General features: G+C 49.2%; 14 protein-coding genes. 4 read left to right on the top strand and 10 right to left on the bottom strand.

Translation table 11 applies throughout. The features are described from left to right. A partial coding sequence (locus ACN0YH_RS07415) for an Ig-like domain-containing protein (RefSeq protein ID WP_417378933.1) occupies positions 1-2,399 on the bottom strand: 2,399 nt, incomplete at its 3' end. An 842-nt stretch (positions 2,400-3,241) separates the two neighbouring features. Between ACN0YH_RS07415 and ACN0YH_RS07420 the strand changes: the two genes are divergently transcribed. Next, positions 3,242-4,675, top strand: coding sequence for a porin (locus ACN0YH_RS07420; protein WP_417378934.1), 1,434 nt, complete (start codon positions 3,242-3,244; stop codon positions 4,673-4,675). Between the two features lie 38 nt (positions 4,676-4,713). On the opposite strand, the gene ACN0YH_RS07425 is transcribed toward ACN0YH_RS07420, so the two are convergent. From ACN0YH_RS07425 to ACN0YH_RS07455, 7 genes are all read right to left on the bottom strand, one after another. After that, entirely contained in the window at positions 4,714-5,703 is a 990-nt protein-coding gene (locus ACN0YH_RS07425) for a cation diffusion facilitator family transporter (protein WP_417378935.1), read from the bottom strand. A gap of 194 nt (positions 5,704-5,897) precedes the next feature. Then, positions 5,898-7,067 (bottom strand): M24 family metallopeptidase, encoded by a 1,170-nt coding sequence (locus tag ACN0YH_RS07430; protein WP_417378936.1) that lies wholly within the window; start codon positions 7,065-7,067, stop codon positions 5,898-5,900. A gap of 411 nt (positions 7,068-7,478) precedes the next feature. After that, a complete protein-coding gene (locus ACN0YH_RS07435) occupies positions 7,479-9,218 on the bottom strand; it encodes a TIGR03545 family protein (RefSeq protein WP_417378937.1) in 1,740 nt (579 codons plus the stop codon). Continuing rightward, entirely contained in the window at positions 9,215-9,727 is a 513-nt protein-coding gene (locus tag ACN0YH_RS07440) for a TIGR03546 family protein (RefSeq protein WP_417378938.1), read from the bottom strand. Before ACN0YH_RS07440 ends, ACN0YH_RS07435 begins: the two co-directional genes overlap by 4 nt. A gap of 253 nt (positions 9,728-9,980) precedes the next feature. Further along, positions 9,981-10,376 carry a fluoride efflux transporter CrcB gene (crcB, locus tag ACN0YH_RS07445; RefSeq protein WP_417378939.1) on the bottom strand — a complete coding sequence of 132 codons (396 nt, stop codon included), beginning with the start codon at positions 10,374-10,376 and terminating at the stop codon, positions 9,981-9,983. 46 nt (positions 10,377-10,422) lie between these two features. Beyond that, on the bottom strand, positions 10,423-11,631 hold the full coding sequence (locus tag ACN0YH_RS07450) for a PQQ-binding-like beta-propeller repeat protein (RefSeq protein WP_417378940.1): 1,209 nt from the start codon (positions 11,629-11,631) through the stop codon (positions 10,423-10,425). 52 nt (positions 11,632-11,683) lie between these two features. Continuing rightward, positions 11,684-12,829: a hypothetical protein gene (locus ACN0YH_RS07455; RefSeq protein ID WP_417378941.1), complete on the bottom strand. Its 1,146-nt coding sequence runs from the start codon at positions 12,827-12,829 to the stop codon at positions 11,684-11,686. A 289-nt stretch (positions 12,830-13,118) separates the two neighbouring features. Between ACN0YH_RS07455 and trpD the strand changes: the two genes are divergently transcribed. Together trpD and ACN0YH_RS07465 are read left to right on the top strand one after the other, a co-directional pair. After that, entirely contained in the window at positions 13,119-14,159 is a 1,041-nt protein-coding gene (trpD, locus tag ACN0YH_RS07460) for an anthranilate phosphoribosyltransferase (protein WP_417378942.1), read from the top strand. Positions 14,160-14,335: 176 nt separating this feature from the next. Beyond that, positions 14,336-14,812: a DUF2203 domain-containing protein gene (locus ACN0YH_RS07465; protein ID WP_417378943.1), complete on the top strand. Its 477-nt coding sequence runs from the start codon at positions 14,336-14,338 to the stop codon at positions 14,810-14,812. A gap of 42 nt (positions 14,813-14,854) precedes the next feature. Here ACN0YH_RS07465 and ACN0YH_RS07470 read toward each other — a convergent pair whose 3' ends face one another. Further along, a complete protein-coding gene (locus tag ACN0YH_RS07470) occupies positions 14,855-16,153 on the bottom strand; it encodes a sulfatase-like hydrolase/transferase (RefSeq protein ID WP_417378944.1) in 1,299 nt (432 codons plus the stop codon). 175 nt (positions 16,154-16,328) lie between these two features. Next, on the bottom strand, positions 16,329-18,389 hold the full coding sequence (locus ACN0YH_RS07475; RefSeq protein WP_417378945.1) for a prolyl oligopeptidase family serine peptidase: 2,061 nt from the start codon (positions 18,387-18,389) through the stop codon (positions 16,329-16,331). A 538-nt stretch (positions 18,390-18,927) separates the two neighbouring features. Between ACN0YH_RS07475 and ACN0YH_RS07480 the strand changes: the two genes are divergently transcribed. Continuing rightward, positions 18,928-20,724, top strand: a complete 1,797-nt coding sequence (locus tag ACN0YH_RS07480; protein WP_417378946.1) for a DEAD/DEAH box helicase — start codon at positions 18,928-18,930, stop codon at positions 20,722-20,724. The last annotated feature ends 84 nt before the right edge of the window (positions 20,725-20,808 follow it).

A 20,808-nucleotide genomic window follows, 5' to 3' on the forward strand; every position in this document is an offset into this window, starting at 1 on the left:
GCCAGCACACTTGTCGTTACCGTGCCACCATCTTCCGTCGCAGCAATCGCTTCGTCGGCCGCCGTGGGATTATCATTCACACCTGTCACGGTCACCGTCACGGTTCCCACCGTACTCACGCTACTATGAGTATCAGTCGCCGTGTAAGTGAATGTCACCTGGCGGGTTTCATCAAGTGCCAGATCCTGGAAGGCACTTCCCGGATCAAACGTAAATGTACCGTCACCGTTGGAGCTGGCAGAGCCTTCGCTGGGTTGAGCGGTGATCGTGTAATTCAGCAAGCCGGCATTATCGTCGCTGTCCACGTCTCCCGCCAGCACACTTGTCGTTACCGTGCCACCATCTTCCGTCGCAGCAATCGCTTCGTCGGCCGCCGTGGGATTATCATTTACACCTGTCACGGTCACCGTCACGGTTCCCACCGTACTCACACCACTATGGGTATCGGTCGCCGTATAAGTGAATGTGACCTCGCGGGTTTCATCAAGCGCCAGATCCTGGAAGGCACTTCCAGGATCAAATGTGAAGGTGCCATCTCCGTTGGAACTGGCAGAGCCTTCGCTGGGTTGAGCCGTGATCGTGTAATTCAGTGAGCCGGCATTATCATCGCTGTCCACATCTCCAGCCAGCACACTTGTCGTTACCGTGCCAGCATCTTCCGTCGCAGCAATCGCTTCGTCGGCAACGGTCGGAATATCGTTCACACCATGAATTGTAATCGTGACGGTAGCCGTATCGGTTTTGCCGTTCCCGTCATCAATCGTGTAGCTGAATGTTTCAGTTGTATTTTCCCCGACTGCCAGACTTTCATAGGAATCATTGGGATCAAATGTGAAAGTACCATTTGCATACAGAGTCAGTAGACCTCCCGCTCCGATGGAGATGGGAGTCCCCACATCACCAGCATTGCCGTTCACTGCCGTAATTGTCAGGGGGTCACCTTCGACATCGGAATCAGGTGTATCGGGATTCGAAGCCAGGACGTCACCGGTGGTCAACACAGTGTCTTCATCGGTTGAGACGGCATCATTCACGGCAACGGGGGCATCGTTAACCGCGCTGACTGTTACATGGATCGTCGTGGAGACTTCATTGCCGGCCAGATCGATCGCCTTGAGTATATAATCGCCTTCGCCAAACGCATCCTGAATTGGATTTACTAGAAGATTGCCTGTTGAAAAATCAAATGTGACAACCGATGTCCCTGAATCTTTCTCAAACTCATAGTGAAGCGGCGTCCCTCCATGCGCGTCGAAATAGAGAGATAACAATCCTAAGTCATCACCTATGTCTTCGATTAGATCGATCTCAGTCAGTGAGGAAATCCATGTCGGATCTGTCTCATCCAGTTCGAATGAAACATCAAAGGCACCGGCAGGACTGACATTGCCGTGCTCGTCAACTGTCATAAAGTGTAGCGTGTGGACGCCCCCTTCCAGACCAGTTCCACCATTGCTGGTATCCAGATTGTCCAGAAAAGTGCGATCCAGCGTGAAAGAACCGCCATTGGCACCACCGGAAAGCTTTCCGAAGATATTATGATAGCTGCCCCCATCCAGGGCTACTTTAAACTGGGTAATCAGGCTTTCATCAGTAACCGTCCCCACAATCGTCAATTCGTTCGTCACGCCATCTGAGCCCGAGTCACCCGAATCAACCTGCAGGCCTGCCACGACGTCGGGAGCATCCTGGTCCCCAATCAGTTCCAGTTGAATTGGCGGAATATTCCGGTTGGAGTTCATCATCTGCAGGTCAGTGTTATCCACATCTCCATCCATGTCACCGTCTAACTCGCGGGAGTAGAAGTTGGTGTTTGGATTGAGCCCCAACTGCTGAATCAGGAACTGTGTCGTAAAATGATTGTAACCAAACATGTGCTGGTAGGATGCCGCCAGAGCATGTTGGTATTCTGTATCATTTACAGATCCACTGCCATCCGTGTCACCGGGTAAAAATACATCAACAATAAACCCGCCAGTGGCAGCAGTCTGACCGTACACCTTAAGCGAGTATTCACCGGGAGCCAGTGTGGCCAGTGTGAGCGAATTCAGTGTTCCGGCATGGTCATTTTCTGCCAGATTTAGCGGAATCACTGCATTCGTGCTGGTATTAATGATTTGAATCGCAGCAGGATTGAAAGCAGAACCCGCAGTCGCATGCACTTCAAAACCGAGTGTCGGTGAGCTGCCTGGTCCGATATTCAAAATTAAATCTGTAGAAACATTTGGCTGATTCACAGAACTTTCCAGAGAGGCCAGAATATTGCTGGCAAGCAATGTTCGATCTTCAAGCCTCTCTACATGGCTCGCATAACCAATGGGACGAGAGATCCGAAATGGTAAACGACGAGTTGCTTTACGAAAAGTTTTACGGCCAAACAATCTTTTCAGGCTATTCATAGTATTTTTTTACCCGTAACAGTTTTTGGTAGAAGTCAGCTAACAACTGGGTGATCAGTTAAGGTATGCACTGTCGAAATAGACACTCAATTTGACGATTGCACGCATTAAACCTAACAGTCAACTGCTCGTTCATTAAAAGGAATACTTTTTTTGAGTACGAGAAATTGGCTCAAGATCGCAGATATTAATGCACTTAATGGAATATCTTTGCCTATGGTTGTACTAATTGCAATTAATAAAATGGCAATCTGCGACGTTTAGGAAACCTGGTTCGGATTATAGGACTGTCAGAATGGTCAGGCCAGAAAATCTTATTCTGTTCAGTAACAGGATTGGATAGAGATGATGCCTCAAGTCAACGTATATGTATAAGTTATGAAACATCTCATTAGTGATATTTAGCTGAAATACGATGTCGAACCGGCATCTCAGGCCTGAATCATTCATCTCAAAGATGCACGGTTTCATCAACCTCATAGCCACAAAACTAAACCTTAGTCCATTTATCCACATGTGAGTCATTAATATAGGTAAATAACAGGTGAGAGTAGCGTTTAAACCATAAAATCAGTGCCAGGTAGTTACTTAACAAATAATTAGGTTCGGATCGTTCAATCAGGAAAGCCGAAAAAGACAGAGGAAGCGTGTTTCCGCTTAAAAGAGGTCTATCAAGATCTCAAATAAGTACCAGAACGTTCCCTGTAAACGATTGTCCATATTATTTTGAGTCATCCGATGCCAGCCGGTGGAGACTCCTCACACAAAGCAACATGGACAATCAAAACAATTGAACACAAGTGTTTGCCTAATCGCCAATCTATCGCACGAGTTGGAATAAGATGCGAATAAATAAAATCTCACAATGGATTGCAGTTGTCTTGGCGATCAGCCTGCCAGCAACCGGATTTGGACAACAAAACCAGATCGAAACAGCTGACGCATCGGTCGGAACACAAATCCAGGCGGAAAGCTCATACCAGCCTGTGTCGCTCAATCTGTCTGAGGCACCAGGCTGTGAGATCACTGATCCTGGCACAGCAAACTGTGTGAATGAAATGTGTCTGCCGGAATGCCAGTGCTGCAATTTTCTGGACCAGTTCCTGATGAGTCATTCCCCCGTTTATCCATCGATGAAATCCAATCGCGTCCAAGTGGGTGGATGGCTGGATCAGGGATTTACAGGCAACTTTCAGAAACCAGCCAACAATTTCAATCTGCCTGTCACGTTTAACGACCGCTCCAATGAATACCAGATGAATCAACTTTACCTGTTCATGGAACGTCAGGTCAATTATGGTGGCGATGAACTGGACTGGGGTTTTCGGGCTGACCTGCTCTACGGTACAGACTATTTCTATACCACAGCACTCGGTCTGGAAACCGAATCTGACGGGTCACCGCACTGGAATAGCGGAAACGGCCCCCGTACCAGCGGCGGCAACACTTATGCGATGTACGGCCTGGCGATGCCTCAGCTCTATGCAGAGCTTTATGTGCCATGGCTGGATGGCGTCAGCATCAAAGCCGGTCACTTCTACACCCCGATCGGATATGAAAAAGTAACCGCGCCCGACAACTTCTTCTATTCCCACTCCTACACGATGCAGTATGGAGAACCATTCACTCACACAGGGATTCTGACCACCTTTCAAGTAACGGAACAGTTACAGTTGCTCGCTGGTGTTGCTCGTGGCTGGGATGCCTGGGAAGACCCGAATGATGATGCCGAACTGCTGGCTGGCATCGGCTGGAACAGCAGTGACAAAGACACCAGCATTAACCTGACCCTGACTTCAGGTGATCAGGACAATGGAGTCAGTAACACAGCCAACCGTACCCTCGTCAGCTTCGTACTTTCACATAACCTTACTGACTGCCTGACCTATGTTTTCCAGAGTGATTTTGGCATTCAGGATAATGGTACCATCAACAATCAATTTCAGATTGTCCCGGCAAAGTGGTACTCGTTCAATCAATATCTGTACTACGATGTGACAGAGAAATTTGCCTGGGGAGCCCGATTTGAATATTTCCGTGACCAGAACTTCTCTCGTGTTCTGCAGATTCCGGAATTCGTGGCTTCCGGCGGCAATTATTATGAACTGACCGTGGGAGCCAACTGGCGTCCTCACCCCTGTGTCACTGTTCGACCTGAACTGCGTTTTGACTGGTCTGATACCCGATCAAACCTGCTCAATGTTCAGGGACCTTATCGTAACTTCCAGTCGGATTACCAGGTCTTGCTGGGCGGCGATGTGATCATCCGCTTCTAGACTGGTCACAGTCTCAACCCCGGCATGTTATCTGGGACTCAGTGGTCTGCTTCGTAATAAGGCTCGACGTGGACTACGACCTCAAGGACTGTCGGCCAATCAAGCTGGATCTGATATCTCACCTGCTGAGCGGTTAAATGGGCCTGATCGACGGTTTCGTTCGGATTCACCTCGATATCAATATTAACGTGTGCATCCGGTCCCGCTGTCTGGATACGCACCTTTTCTACATCCAGCACACCTTCCACCTTCATGGCCGAGGCTTTTACCTGGTCAAAATACTTCTGGTGAGGAACCTTATCTGTCAGTTCATGCAGGTTTTCCCGGGCTGCCACCCAGCCCAGATAGACCATGATCACAGACAGAATCATTGCCGTGATATGATCGATCAGATGCCCATAACTGGGAAGCTGACTGGCGACGATCAAGCCGAAAGCAGCTACGAAACTGGTAATGGCATCGACCCGGTAATGATAGGCCTCTGCGATCATCGCTGAACTCTTCTCCTGTTGTGCCATCCTGAGCACAATACGACAGGTCACCTCAAGTAAAATTGCAGCGAACAGAGGGATCGTCCAGCTCACCCAGCCTATGATTTCAGATTGAGCATGACTGATGGCTGCAAACAGCTGGTACCCGAATGTCGCAGCTCCCACTACTAGAATCAGGATTCCTAATTGGAAACCTGCCAATGGTTCGTAGCGACCATGTCCAAATGGATGATCGTCGTCAGGAGGCTGTTCAGCCAGTCGAATGGCAAACAAAATTGCCAGTGACGTCAATACATCAGCACTACTGGCCAAAGCATCCACCAGCAGAACCGAGTGGCCTAGAAACCAGAGGCCTACAAGTTCCATGACGATCACAAACAGTCGTACTGCAATTCCCAGCCAGGCAACTTTGAATAATCGCCTGGTTCTACGTCGGCGGACGCGCGAAACATCCTCTGAGACTTCCAGAGGCTCTGGAAACACATCTAGCAGGGGTCCTTTGGACGATGCCCCTGAATCTCCTGAGGAATTTGTCATATCCATTAATCAGACAACACAAAGAGAAACTGAATCCATTTCCGGCCCGAAGCGATCCTGAGCAGGAAAGACAGACACGGACCTGCCGTTCAGGTAATCTTGATTCGAATACCACGATTTGACAAGTGACATTCCCCAGGAAGCGAAAATTCACCCTGGTTTTCTACATAACTGAAAGAACCTGCAGGTTAGATTCAGGCTTCATCAGGCAGAATCAGAATGTCAGGCAGGTTAAGCTGGTGCTCTTTGACCATGATTTTAGCACTTGGCCATTGTTCCATGGGGGTGATCATGATGGTTTGGTCTTCTTCAATCAAAATCGTATCCCCGGTCATGGCAGGCCCTACGGAAGGGTGCCAGAAAGCAGCCATTCCCGACTGCAGTTTAAACTCACTGTTCAGGAGAATCGATGTCTCAGCGGGTACGTAACCAATTATGTCAGCCTGGTCAGAATGCTGCCATTCATCAGGACATTCGTATTTTTCATAGATGCGTTTCACGCGATTCCAGGTATCAAAGAAAGCCCACCCGGGTTGCGAAAAATACATCCCGGTCGCCTGCATCAGTAAAGCCAGATGATGTGACTTAATGAAGCTGGAAGGAGGCTTGCCCAGCGAAACAGTTCGGGTAGCAGCTGCATGCAATCCATTCTGGGATCCTACAGCAGAGATGACACAATAACGTTCCAGTCGATCTTCGCCATACCCCCAGTGACGGTAGCGGATGCTTTGACCGTCCACCATAACCTGCAGACGTTTGGGGGCGACACCATGTTTCAACAGTCGATGGGAGAGACAGCCGGCAATTTCCTGCTCTGTCTGTCCACGTTCAACGCGCCGTGCTGTTGCTTCGACCGCGTGGGAAACCAGTTTCCCCAATTCCCGAATCCGTTCGCCTTCCAGTTCACTGAAGGGTATCCGTAAAGCTTTGAAACGTTCGGACAGATTTAATGTCGACTCAACCCCGGTATCACTGGCAACTTTGCGTCCTTTACAGAGATCCCGAATCAGTTGAGATAAGGGCTCATACCAGGGACGCGTTTTAATCTGAAACCCCAGTCCGGGAATAGAACGGTCAAAAATCTGATTCGCATCTACATTACTGCAGGCGATGAGCCGCGCATCCTGCGTAATAAAAACGGCTGCACAGCTTTCGTTAGAACCGGCACGCGTTAAATCTGCTCCCGTCGTAAACCAGGCAATATTCTCGGGGGACTGCAGCAGAATTGCATCCAGATCCAGTTCTTCCAGAATCGCAATGATCTGCTGCTGTTTTTGTTCGACATCAGTTGCACGCCGGGGGTCTGTCGTGGGGATTTCTCCTGAAGAGATTGGTGCATGAGCATTCACTGCCACGATGGTCATAAACGACTCCCCGTTTAAACTATTACTAACGACATCTCAAATACACGCAACTGACCCTCTTAAATACGTATGTTTGAATGTAGATTTAAATACTGAGTTTTGTATCGAAATTTGCTGAAGTCAAGTGTTTATCGAGAAACAAGGACAAGAATGCCCCTATTCAGCTTACACAATTCATCTCAGCAGATTATTCAGACCGATAAAGAGGTGAAATCCAAGTAGTGGACAGGAGGTGTCTGCAGCCAGAAAAGGCGAATAAAGAAGTATAACAGCGTCCTGCAACTCTCTCCGTTCCCTGCTATTAATCATATCAGAAATGAAGATAAATCAAGGGGAATTTCCTGCGACAGTGAGTGATGAGTCAAAATGTCCTCGTCAGACTGTTGGCTCTGGGGAGGCCTTTACCGGCAATTAACGGAGCAAGCTGCGAAGGCCCAGAGGACGGCCGGACACTTTTTGGATTACAGACTGTACTTTGGACTCTTCCGCTTCCAGCTCTGCCAGGATCGCGGAATAATCGCGATTCAGCTCCTGGATGAGTTTTTCGCGTTCCCGACTTGCCAGCTGTTCAATTTCTGCAGCCAGTTTCTGTTTTCCACGGGCAAGCTCCGCCTGGAACGCCACAGTCAGTCCACGGGCAACCTGTTCACCCAAAGCGGATTCAATCCGCCACTCCGGTTTGTCATAGGATCCGGAACCATGCAATTTCACTGATAGTGAATCAATTGAAGACAGGGACTGCTGTAAGAGTCTGGTGATAGTTTGTGCTTCAGTTCGAGAACTGTCAAATTGAAAACGAATGGGGGTCTGACTGAACTCGATCTGACACTGGAAATCATGTTCACGAAAGGATAAATGAGAGCGACACTCAGTCTGATCTGCTACCAGAGCCAGCGAAATCCTGTCTGAATTTTCAATCCTGATTTTTTTCTGTTGAGGTAATTTGAAGTGCACAACGAATTCGTGGGTTGGCTCAGCCTCGTAGAATTTTAATTCTCCCGCAAACTTAATCTCAGCCTCCCCATCAACCTGTGCCTGAATCCGAATCGGCTGTCGATACTGTTTTGGAGTGGATGAAAGCGATTTGACGACCGCCAGAAAGGGAATTTGCTCCTCGTCCCTGCGTGCAAACCCCGATAGTCGAATGTCTTTAAACAAAATATCAGGGGCAGTTACATCGCTGCGAAAATCGATCCATTCTCCCTGTACTCGTTCCGGTTCCTGCTCATCCTGCATAGACTGGACTGTCTGGAACATGAAGTTCGTCCAGCCAAAGACCTGCTCAATCTGCTGGGACAACTCGTCCCCTATCAGCGTATGCAGAATTTTTTGAGGATCAGGTGAGACAGATTCCAGCAACTGGTCCAGGCTTGCCAGATCCTGTTCTTTGGCCCGTTCTATTCGCTGATAATCCTGCTGCGCAATTTGAGGCAGTGAATTCAATTCACTGCGAATCTGCTTCCCCTGGTTAACCAGTTGATCAACACGTTCGGCTGACTGGGCATACGTCTTAATTTTCTCCAGCGTCTTGCCTTCAGCTGTTTTCACCGAGTTTTCAACAGAGTCGATTTCCTGTTTGACCTGCTTGAGACGTGTATCATACGCTTGAAAACGCTGCTTCCATTCCCCCTGGATGGTTTTGGAAACCCGCACGGTTTCCAGACGATCGGGATCCAGTTGTTCTGCAGCAGTAGTTTTTAATATATCCAATCCGGATTTACCCAACTGACTCGAAATCCGACGAAACCTGCTGAAATTCACATGGGATCCAGATTTCTCTGAATCGAAAGACTGTACCGTCGTTTCAGTTGTCAAATCCCTGGGAACAGATAATTCCACACCAGAGACGGACGCCGTTTCGACGATCAGCTTGCGATGCAGTAAAGGCTTGCCGGAAAATTTTAACTGCGTTTGATCAAAACAGATCAGATAACTTTTATCATCCCGGGGACTGACAATACATCCTGGACCAGTCTGGATTGACGGGGGAAAGAAACCGGTCTCCAGATCATAGACTTCAACCGGCGTACCAGCCAGAGTACTTCCGACCTGCATCAGAGCCGATCGTACCATGGGGTCGAAGGCAAACGCGAAAAAACTCCAGATGATGGCGGCCAGCGCAAATCGAGGGAGCAGATAATTCCATTTCATGCGACATCCCCTGCAACAACGCCAACTTCCGTCCCCCAGAGTATCTGCACGATCCGATATTTACAGAGCTTCTCTGAAAGTACTGGTGTGTATCTTTCAAACAGGGGACGCGTCAAACGGTATACGGGATAAAACAGCAACAGTCCCAGTAAAAGGCTGCCCATCACAATCGTATTGTTGAAATTGGTCCAGGGTGCTAAAGGCAGTTCATAAAACCAGCGCCAAAGTCCCTGTAATGGCACAGCCAGCAGCAGACTGCGACCAATCAGATGGCTCAATGGATCCAGTAATAAAGCCAGCCAGGAAAATAACAGAGTTCCCAGCGAAGCGGAGCTGAGATTGATTTTGAGACTGGCTAACAGAAACAGCAACAGCACTGACGTCAGATTGTCTTTGGGAACCAGGCCTATTATCATCCCCATGCTGAACCCCAGAGCCAGCTGACGGGGAGAAGAGGCGCCACTGAAGGCACCTGCCAGAAAGCGCAGAGGTCGAAGCCAGTAGGACATATCGTAACGAACTCCGCTATAACCTGAAAACAAGGGGAAAAAAGATTCTGCCTGCCTGAATCAGGTCAGGCAGAATTCCCCCCGTTAGGGTTTATATCGGCTGGCTTTGGAGTCGACCTTAATCGTTATAATCAGAAAATCTTAACATTTGAAAAGTTGACGACAATCAATGACAGACCTGGCTTTATGAGGTGAAATGCGGATGTCTAAGGCTTCTCGAACCGCGAAATCTCAGTTCCCCCCCGGATCTCAGCTATTTTTGCAGCCAGAACATGACCGAAGTCCAGCCCAGCCAGACGGCAAAGAAACCTACAATCAGATTGCCCGATATATTCAGGAAGGCATGATGCAACTCGGAGTTCCTGATCAGGCTGACGGTTTCGTGTCCAAATGTGGAAAAAGTCGTGAGAGATCCCAGAAGCCCCGTAATTAAAAACAGGCTGACATGCTCATGAATCCGTTCGGAAGTGTGGAACTGCTTATGTGTCACCAGCGCCATCAGAATCCCGATCAACAGGCAACCGGTGGCATTGACGACCAGGGTACCAGCCGGAAACCCGGGATACTTCCGCGACATGAATTCCGTAATGCTGTAACGTGCAATTGCTCCGAAAAAACCACCCAGTCCGACAGCCAGCAGTTGTGACACCCGTGTATCCTTTATTCAGTCTGATTTCTGCCAGATTACAAGCGAATTACTTGGAAGAGATTTTCCAGAGATGCTTATCACTGCGAAGGAACAGCGCGTTATCTGAAATCGCCGGAGTCGCCAGAACAGTTTCTTTCAGATCAATTTCTCCGGTTAGTTCACCCTGCTCTTCCCCCAGTTGAACAACCTGTAATAACCCCTTCTCGCTGACCAGATAAAGATGGTTCGCGGCTGCGATGGGAGTGGCGCTGAACGGGCCTTTTAAACGCAGTCGCCAGATCACTTCTCCGGTCTGAGGGTTGGCACAGGTAAGCACACCAGCCCGGTTTACAGTAAATACTTTCTTTTGATAGACCAGCGGACTGGCAGTGGCAGGAGACAGTTTCTGTTCCGACCACAATACTTTAGGAGGCTCACTGCTGGAACCAGGAGTCAAAGCAGTCAATCCATTGGAAGGCACGAAGAGTGTATTGTCACCCACTGTCGTAGAGGGGATGCGTCCTGCTCCTTCTTCGTACTGCCAGGCAGTTTCACCAGTTTGAGGGTAGATCGCATCAACCCCTTCGCTCGACTGCAGCAAAACCAGGGGTTCTGCTTCAGGAGATGCTCTTAGTATTGCAGGAGAAGTCCAGTTGGCAACACGGGGCCGCTTGATTTTCCAGCGGGCGATTCCCGTTTTCACATCCAGTCCGGTCGTGAATGAATCGTCGTCGTTCTCAACCGGTACAATCAGCGTTTCGCCCACTATGACGGGAGAGGATGCCATACCCAGACTGTTACTGGCATTAGGATAGTCATGTGAGAGGCCACGTATCCAGATCAGGTTTCCATCCAGATCGAGACAGACAACATCATTACTGGAAAACGTCGCAAACACTCTCTGGCCATCACTGGCTGGAGTCGGAGTCGCGACACACATCTTATTGTGGCACTGCGTCCGGCCTGTGGCCCAGAACTGGCGGTCCCAGAGTTGCTTGCCGGTCTTCAGATCAAAGCACAATACGTGCAGTTGATCCTGTTTGAACCCGGTCGTGCTGGTCAAAAAGACCTTGTCTCCCACAATGATCGGCCCTGATGCGCCTCTGCCCTCTAAATCAGCGGTCCAGGCGATGCTTTCCTGATCCACTTTCGCTGGAGGTGCATCGGAAAGCGAAACGTTATTTGTCATAGGTCCGCGAAACTGAGGCCAGTCGGCTCCGCAACACAAGCAGACAGCCAGGACCGGAATTAATAATTTGATCGATTCATTTTTCATGAGTTCATCCTTTTCAGGAAAGCAGACTACAGAACTTCAGGAATGGGAAACTTCAGCGTGACAGTTGGGTGGTCGCTTCCGGTTTCTCCGAAAGCACACCCGTTCCCGAAGGCCGGGCAATACGCAGTTGAAACTGATATCGCTGTGCCCAGCTTTCTGTCTGTTCGTTCTGGCAGAGCTTGAGCAGAATGACATTCTTACCCGGCTTAAAAGTGACCGGGACGCTATACTGATCCATCACCATCCCGCGGTGATATTCATTGCGGGCGAATAACAATTTGCCGTTCACCCAGATTTTCCAGGCATTGGGCGTGCCCAGTCGAATCTCCAGAGATTGTTCATCGGGACTGTAAAATTCGGCAGCAGAGTACATGACCGCCCCTTTGTAAGGCGAGATCTCTTTGGCGATATCAAAGATCCCATAGTCATCATCGGTATTGACTGACTTCCAGTTCACCTTCCCTTCTTTGCCTTCGAAAGCCACTGAAAAGTCCAGCTTTTCTTCGGGGGCATAGGCCGTATCGTAGCCTTTTTTCTCTGTATTATCGAAAGGACCGATAATCTGCCAGTCCGATAGAAATCCAAAATGTTTCTGCAAATCAATCTTCTCACCCAAAGTACGCAGAGGTTTGACAATGGCTTTCACCTGATCGTCATCAGTCGCACCACTCAGAGCCTGTTGATAAATCTGTTTTGCCTGATCTTTCTTGTCTGCCTTTTCCAATGCTTTCGCTTCATCGATTAAACGCTGAACAGCATCGCGTCTTAAAGTGACACTGGCATCGTTGATCATGCCAGGGATAATCCGGTCGGTCGCTGCCGGATCAACTTTGATTAATGTTTCATATGCCAGACGTCGTGCCCGGGGATTTTTTGATTTGTCCAGCACGAATGCTTCCAGTTTGTCAGCCGGTAACTGTTTCTGCTCAATCGCATTCGCGGCCACAGCTTCAAACGCACCACACAGCCAGTTGACAGCCAGGGGATTGGCTCCTTCAAAACTGGAGAGAATCGGTATTAAAGCAGAAGCGTCTGCTTTAGAAAGCTGCTGGACGGCTTGGGAAGCGGTTTGATTCCCCTGACCTTCCTTTTGAACCTGTTTGATTTGCTTGATCTGCTGCTCGACGTCATCAGCTTTGACCGAAGTCAAAGTGGTGGACAGGAACAACAGGCAGTAAAGAAAACGGCTTCGCTGCATGGGAGTCTCCCGATGGATATCGTTTCGTAATATGATCTCCCGCGAACTGGAAGACCAACTGGAGTGTCTGACGTCTATGGAATCAAATTGTACCAGTTTTATTCCGGCACCAACAAGTAAGTCAGCAATTTTTCCCGTGATTCCAGTTGGGAATTCAAGAATGAAAATGACTTGAAATAAGATTACTTCTGGCAATCAAACACTTCATTGGCTGATTCTTGCTGCAGCATTTGCTATAATTCGCTTCATGACTGGAACTGACCGCTTTTGAGAATCTGGAAATACATCGATGCCAACCGTACTCAGCACAATGCTGAATCGAATCCTTGAGGGAGAAAACCTGGAAAGCGAAGCTGCTTACGAAGCGGTTTCGTCGATCATGCAGGGTGAATGCAGTGAAGTGCAGATTGCAGCACTGCTGACAGCACTCCGCATGAAAGGGGAAACAGCAGATGAGCTGGTCGGAGCAGCACGGGCCATGCAGGAACGTGCCCTGGCGATTCCTACCGATTGCACGGGATTGCTGGATACCTGTGGAACAGGCGGCGATCAGTTGCATACATTCAATATCAGTACAGCCGTCGCCATCGTGGCTGCCGCAGCAGGTATCCCGGTCGCCAAACATGGCAACCGCAGTGTCTCCAGCTCCAGCGGTTCTTCAGATGTCCTCCAGGCATTGGGTGTGAAACTGGAACTTACACCTGAACAAATCGGGCAATGCCTTAAAGAGACTGGAATCGGTTTCTGTTTCGCTCCCCTGTTACATTCCGCGATGAAATATGTAGCTCCTGTTCGGCGTGAACTGGGGATCCGCACGATCTTCAATTACCTCGGGCCTTTAACCAATCCGGCGAAGGCAGAATACCAGTTACTGGGGGCCAATTCTGTACAGGCAGCTGAAAAAATAGCTCAAGCCCTGTTAAAATTAGGTCGAAAACATGCATTGGTTGTCTGTGGCAACGGAGAACTGGATGAGGTAAGTCTCTGGGGAAAAACAGCCGTTTTTGAAATAACCGGCGCAGATTTGCGTCATTATGAATGGACTGCTGCGGATTTCGGATTACCAGAATGTGACGTAAGTCAGTTGGTCGTCAACTCCTCAGAGCAAAGTGCACAAATCATTCTTGAGATCCTGAATGGTGAACAGGGACCTGCTCGTGATATTGTGGTTGCGAATGCCGCAGCTGCCTTATTGGCAGCGGAACAAGCTACAAATCTGGAGCAAGCTGTTCAAAAAGTCGCTCGATTGATCGATGAGGGAAAAGTATTTGAAAAACTCAAACATCTCATCAAGTTTACCAGTAAGATTATTGAGGAATTAAACAATTGAAATTGAACAGGAGATATTAGAATTCAGAACGACTTCAACAGTGTTGACTTGCCGAATCTGAACATCCTCTTATAATTCCCCAAAACTTACGACAAACCAGTTACAGTCATCAGCAGTGATGTGACGTCGCCACCTGACTGAATTGAAGACTGTCAAAAAGGAATAAAGGTCTCATCATGAATGCTGAAGCACAAAGAAAGCTGATTTTCACACCTGAAGAGGCCAACCTTCGACTTCCACTCATCCAGGTGATCGTCAGAGACATCGTCGAGTTGTACCAGAACCTGCATGACCGCCGTGAACGCATCAACGAAATTAAACGGCTGCCCGGTGCTTCTGCGCGAGACGAAGACTCTGTCTACAGCGAAGAACTTCTGCAGGCTGAACTCGATATCGAAAATGATACCGAGCAGTTGGAGACTTATATCACCGAACTCCGGGAACTGGGCGTAGAACTGGAAGACCCTGCACTTGGGGTCGTCAACTTTCCTGCACTCCGGGATGGCAAGGAAGTGTATCTCTGCTGGAAGTCCGGCGAAGATGATGTGACCTACTGGCATACGCTGGACGAAGGCTTCTCTGACCGCCAGCTGCTCTTTGAAGAGTCGCTCAATCATGATCTGGAAAACGGAGAAGAGCCACCGCTGATGTAATCGGTGGCTTAACTTCAGTTCTTCAACTTGCTTGCACCGCGTTTATTTCTCACTGAGATTGCGTTCCCACTCCACATAGGCCTGCTGTAGCTCAGCCAACAACCGCGGGTGATGCTCTGCCAGATCAGTCGTTTCTGACAGATCCTGCGCCAGATCAAACAGCATAAAAGGCTGATTAGGTTTGATGCGCACGAGTTTGTATTTTCCTCTGCGGACTGCACTATAATTTCGATACTGGAAAAAGAAAGTACGCGGCTCGGGCGCAGTCTGTGCTGTCAAAGCCGGTAGCATATCTTGCCCATCCAGGACCTGTCCTGCAGGAAGCTGACCTCCCGCCAGGTTCACCAGAGTCGGCAGAATATCCAGGCTGATCAACTGACTTTGATTGAGAGTCCCCGCCTTGAGATGACCGGGGTAGCGGATGATCGCCGGAACGCGAATCCCCCCTTCCCACAATGTGACACCTCCGTCGCGCAAGGGCTGGTTACTGGCAACTTCCAGTCCCCGGTCTTTGAGCATGAATGCCCCATTGTCAGAATACCAGATCACAATCGTATTATCGCGACAACCACTTGCATCCAGTTGTTTTAAGACGCGACCAATGGCTGAGTCGAGTGCCGTCACTACAGCCCGGTATCGCTCCTGTGGATTTTTGGTCCCTGGATCATAACTATATTTTTCAAATGCACGATCTGGTGCCTGCCATTCATTCCCCTGTCCCGGCTGCTTATTACGCTGACTGGGAAAATGAGGAGCATTAAAAGGCAGATAGATGAAAAACGGTTGATCACTCTCGACAGCGATATATTGACAGGCTGCATCAGCGAACAGATCTGTTGAATATCCTTTGACAAAAACTTCTTTCAAACCACGCCATAAATCATGACGACCAGCGTAATAGTGATGATAATAGTCGATATTTCCTGCTGCAAAGCCAAAAAACTCATCAAATCCCCGCTCGGTAGGCCGACTGCCAGGTGAAAACCCGACATTCCATTTACCAAAACAGGCGGTTCGATATCCCAGTGGTTTCAAATATTGAGGGATCAGTTTCTCACTTTTCCGCAAGCCATCTCCATAGTTCTCGTCTGCGCTCAACTGATGATTCAAACCAATTCGCTGAGGATAGCGGCCTGTCAAAAGTGTGGCCCTGGAGACGGTACAGGTGGGAGAAGCGGTATAAAAATCGGTTAACCTGACTCCCTCTGACGCCAGTTGATCCAGCACCGGGGTTTTCATTACCTGGTTTCCGTAACAGCCCAGGTCACCATATCCCAGATTGTCAGCTGTGATCAAAAGAATATTCGGTCGCTTGACCTCCGGCTTTTCGGCCGCAGTCACGGGGATATACCAAGTGAAACAGATCAAACAATAAAGAATGCCCCAGAGACAAGGCTGGCGGTTACTCATCGGAATGAACCTCAAGGGAGTAGTAATCGAGTAGGAAACGTTCAGGCAAGCGACTCAGATAGCATAAACTATCGAAACACATCCGGGTTCAACTGTCAATCACTGATCAGGTAAGCTGCCGCATCAGATAGAGATATTCCAGGGCACTGAGCATTGCTTCCTGTTTCTGATTGGCATTCCCTTTGTGCCCCCCTTCGATATTTTCATAATAAAAGTACTCATAGCCCAGTTGATCCATGCGGGCCGCCATTTTCCGCGCGTGCCCGGGATGAACGCGATCATCTTTTGTCGAAGTGAAAAAATAGACTTTGGGGTAAGCCTGCTCAGCTTTTAAATTATGAAGCGGCGAATACTGACGAATGTACTCCCACTGCTCGGGAAGATCCGGGTTTCCATACTCTGCCATCCAACTGGCTCCGGCCAGCAGTTTGTTAAAACGCTTCATATCCAGCAGGGGTACGCCGCACACAATCGCATTAAACAGCTCAGGACGCTGTGTCAAAGCGACTCCCATCAGTAGCCCTCCATTGCTGCGTCCCATGGCACCATAGTTTTTCGGAGAACTGAAACCTTTACTTTGCACCGCTTCCGCGACAGCGAAAAAGTCGTCGTACGCCCGCTGGCGATGCTCAAGTAACGCGGAGTCATGCCAGCGCGGGCCATACTCGCCGCCTCCGCGGATATTGGCGAGTACATACACGCCCCCTTTTTCCAGCCAGAGCTTTCCCATAATCGGGCTGTAATGAGGTAGAATCGAGATTTCAAACCCGCCATACCCGTATTGCAGAACGGGCGCAGTATGATCCAGTTTCATCCCTTCTCGATAGACAATGAAATAAGGCACTTCCGTTTTGTCATGACTGATGGCGAAGTGTCTCTCAACCGTCAGCCCACTGGTATCAAACCGCGCGGGTGTTGATTGCAGCTTCTCATCGGTCCCTTCAGAAAAATTGACATAATACAGACTACTCGGCTGCAGAAATCCATCACGAGCCAGGAGCAGGTCATTACTGCTGCTGTCTGACGAACTGATCGATATCACGTCATTCTCACCCCAGGGAACCAGACGGCCCTGCCACTGATTGTCCTGCAGTCGAAATTCTCGAATCTGACTGGAAACATGTTCGATTCCTGTCAGATAAACGGCATCCTGCGTACATCGCACTTGTGAAACCGTCCCTGTCTCCCCCGGATCGAACACCGTCAGAACCTCACCGATCTCACTGGTCTTCTGAAAATCTGCCAGCGATAAACTGATCAACGAGCCTGCTGCAAAGCCACGCCATTCCTCTTTTAACTCTACCAGCAACTGTCCCTTAAACAGCCCCGACAGACTGCACTTCCGCGGCAGCGGCAATTGACTTAATGTTCCCGCAGAATTCACCAGGTAAAAACTGAAATGATAAAAATCATGTCCCCGCATTACGAAACAGACGCGTTGCCCTGCATGCTCTAAATCGATCGGATAGATAAAGGTTTCTTCGACATCAGTTTCCAGTAGTGTTTCTGCCTTAGAAAGAGGGGTTCCCCGCTTCCAGCGTTTCAGTATGCGTGCATAACCTGAAGTATTCAGACTTCCTTCGCCCCAGTCAGTCGCAATCAGTAGCTGATCGCGGTTCTCCCAACAGAGGTTGGTTTTGGCCAGTGGAACGTTGAAACCATCCTTAACAAACGTACGCGCGGAAATATCAAACTCACGGTACACTGCGGTATCAGTCCCCCCGGGTGCCAGCTCAATAATACAACGTTCATGCGCGGGCCCCAGGCTGTCGACCCCCTTATAAATCCAGTTCTCTTTTTCTGACTCCGCCAGCAGATCTACATCCAGCAGTATATCCCACTGCCGTGATTCACTTCTGAATTGTTTCAGAGACATCCGCCGCCAGATGCCACGTACATGCTCCTCATCGCGCCAAAAGTTATACACGAAATCGCCACGCAGTGTTCCGTAAGTAATCCGGTCAGAGGCAGTCAGAATCTGCAACGCTTCACTTTGATACTCTTCAAACCGTGGGTCACTGGTCAGCGCTTCCAAAGTTGACGCATTCTGCTGTTTCACCCAGTCGAGAGCGCGTTCACCCTCAATCTCCTCCAGCCAGAGTAATGACTGTTCAGCGGCCGCTTCTGCTTTATTCCTGTTTTCTGAGGGATGATTCAGTGAATCCATAAAACAACTCCGGTGAAAAAGGACTGATTTTTTAAGTTTTCAGGTATTGTAGAATATATCAGGTACACGACTTAAGTGCCTGAATGCTTTTTGTTCGCTTTTCCTGAGAACTGAGTACGAACCCAGATATTCTAGGATTTTCACAATTCAGGACGTGCAATTAAAACGCTCCAGTGATATAATCCCCGCGTTGAGTAGCCCTAAATGTCAGGTACCTGTAAGAAACGACCTGACCACTTTACGGCTGATCTCCAGAATCTCTTTATTAAAGAATCAGCTGTTTGCCGATCTTTATCGTGTTGTTAAAGCTACATTTGCCGAACCTTTTATGGTTTCCGCTCTCGAACAGTAGCAGTAGGGTGATACGAAGCAGAGCTTCAAGGAGAACTCTTTTCAGGCATCGTCCCTGAAAATGAACCCTGAGTCCGGAATGGCCGACTCTCACCTGTTTCTAAATATTTGCACGACCCATTTTTTCTCTATTACACGACAAGTACGTACAGCCTGACTGGCTGAAGGTTCGTCGAAAGGTTGATGTATGTTAACGGATGTCTCTACGCAGGCAAAATTTGCGGATTTAGCTCTTTGCCAACCCATCCTGGATGTGCTGGTTGAACTTGGATATGACACACCCACGCCAATTCAGGCTCAGACCATTCCCCATCTACTGGAAGGCAAGGACCTGGTAGGTCAGGCCCAGACAGGAACCGGTAAAACTGCCGCATTTGCCCTGCCTTTACTTTCTAAAATAGATCTGGAACTCAGAGCCCCACAGGTTCTGGTTCTGGCTCCCACACGGGAACTGGCCATTCAGGTTGGCGAATCGTTCAAAGAATACGGTTCTCAACTCAAAGGCTTGCAGGTTCTGCCGATTTATGGGGGAGCTGATTTCAAAGGACAATTACAGCCTTTAAAACGAGGTGTCCATGTCGTTGTGGGGACTCCAGGCCGCGTGATGGACCATATGCGTCGTGGGACACTGAAACTGGATAACCTGCGTTGCCTGGTTCTGGATGAAGCCGACGAAATGCTGCGAATGGGCTTTATCGATGATGTAGAATGGATCCTGGAGCAGACTCCGGACAACCATCAGACGGCACTGTTTTCAGCAACCATGCCAGAAGCGATTCGGCGCATTGCCGGTAACTACCTGGAATCGCCACAGGAAATTACAGTCAAAGACAAAACTCGAACTGCTGATACCATCCGCCAGCGGTACTGGCTGGCTAAGGGACATCACAAACTGGACGCCTTGACCCGGATCCTGGAAGCAGAAGAAACCGATGGGGTCATCATTTTCGTTCGTACCAAAAGCATCACCACCGAACTTGCGGAAAAACTGGAAGCGCGCGGTTTTCTGGCCGCCCCTCTGAATGGTGATATCCCGCAGAAACAACGCGAACGCACTGTCGGACGGTTAAAAGCCGGCCACGTCAATATCGTCATTGCAACTGACGTCGCCGCCCGAGGACTGGACGTTAACCGTATCAGCCACGTGATCAACTACGATTTGCCTGGTGATTCCGAAGCTTACGTACACCGTATCGGCCGTACGGGGCGTGCAGGCCGGACAGGTGAAGCCATTATGTTCGTCTCACCGCGTGAGCAACGTTCCCTCTCAGGTATCGAACGGGCGATTAAGCTTAAAATTGAACGCATGGAACTGCCTTCCATCAATCAAATCAATAAGCGACGTACAGAACGTTTTAAAGAGTCTGTTACCAAAGCCATGGATAGCCCAGATTTCGAGCAGTTCCAGAAAATGCTGAGTGAATTCAAAGCAGAATCAGAACGTTCGGAGATCGATATCGCCGCTGCCCTGGCCTGTATGTTCCAGGGAAAACGTCCGCTGTTTCTCAAAGATACGCCACAGAGAGAAACGACACGTCGTGAAACTCCAAACAGACAACGGGATAATTCCGGTAAACCTCAGTTCAATTCGGAACGCCGTTTCTCGAAGGACAAAGAATTCACGAAGGAGAAAGTGTTCGCTCCTAAACGGGAACGAGCAACCAACGAAGCCCCCGAGGAAGGCATGGAACGCTTCCGCGTGCAGGTCGGACGCAGCCATGGCGTCAAACCGGGTAATATTGTTGGCGCGATTGCCAACGAAGCTAATTTGGACAGCCAATACATCGGCCGCATCAATATCTTTGATGAGTACAGTACGGTTGATCTACCGGAAGGGATGCCTCGTGATATCTTCCGGGCATTGAAAAACGTCTGGGTCTCCGGACAACAGTTACGTATCTCCCGATTTGATCAGACTGAATCAGGTGCCCCGAAACGCAAGCGTTTCAAATCAAAGGGGAAACCCAGACAGCAGAAAGCGTAAACTCTGACTGCAGCCTGAAAGTCAGGGTAACAGCTACAAAAAAACCGCGGTCGCTATCAGGCAACCGCGGTTTTTTTCATCTGA

The organism is Gimesia sp., assembly GCF_048262075.1.
Classification (GTDB): domain Bacteria; phylum Planctomycetota; class Planctomycetia; order Planctomycetales; family Planctomycetaceae; genus Gimesia.

Excerpts from the sequence above, each read along its gene's own strand:
- ACN0YH_RS07420 (WP_417378934.1), top strand. The coding sequence starts at position 3,242 with ATGCGAATAAATAAAATCTCACAATGGATTGCAGTTGTCTTGGCGATC.
- ACN0YH_RS07425 (WP_417378935.1), bottom strand. The coding sequence starts at position 5,703 with ATGACAAATTCCTCAGGAGATTCAGGGGCATCGTCCAAAGGACCCCTG.
- ACN0YH_RS07430 (WP_417378936.1), bottom strand. The coding sequence starts at position 7,067 with ATGACCATCGTGGCAGTGAATGCTCATGCACCAATCTCTTCAGGAGAA.
- ACN0YH_RS07435 (WP_417378937.1), bottom strand. The coding sequence starts at position 9,218 with ATGAAATGGAATTATCTGCTCCCTCGATTTGCGCTGGCCGCCATCATC.
- ACN0YH_RS07440 (WP_417378938.1), bottom strand. The coding sequence starts at position 9,727 with ATGTCCTACTGGCTTCGACCTCTGCGCTTTCTGGCAGGTGCCTTCAGT.
- ACN0YH_RS07450 (WP_417378940.1), bottom strand. The coding sequence starts at position 11,631 with ATGAAAAATGAATCGATCAAATTATTAATTCCGGTCCTGGCTGTCTGC.
- ACN0YH_RS07455 (WP_417378941.1), bottom strand. The coding sequence starts at position 12,829 with ATGCAGCGAAGCCGTTTTCTTTACTGCCTGTTGTTCCTGTCCACCACT.
- trpD (WP_417378942.1), top strand. The coding sequence starts at position 13,119 with ATGCCAACCGTACTCAGCACAATGCTGAATCGAATCCTTGAGGGAGAA.
- ACN0YH_RS07465 (WP_417378943.1), top strand. The coding sequence starts at position 14,336 with ATGAATGCTGAAGCACAAAGAAAGCTGATTTTCACACCTGAAGAGGCC.
- ACN0YH_RS07475 (WP_417378945.1), bottom strand. The coding sequence starts at position 18,389 with ATGGATTCACTGAATCATCCCTCAGAAAACAGGAATAAAGCAGAAGCG.
- ACN0YH_RS07480 (WP_417378946.1), top strand. The coding sequence starts at position 18,928 with ATGTTAACGGATGTCTCTACGCAGGCAAAATTTGCGGATTTAGCTCTT.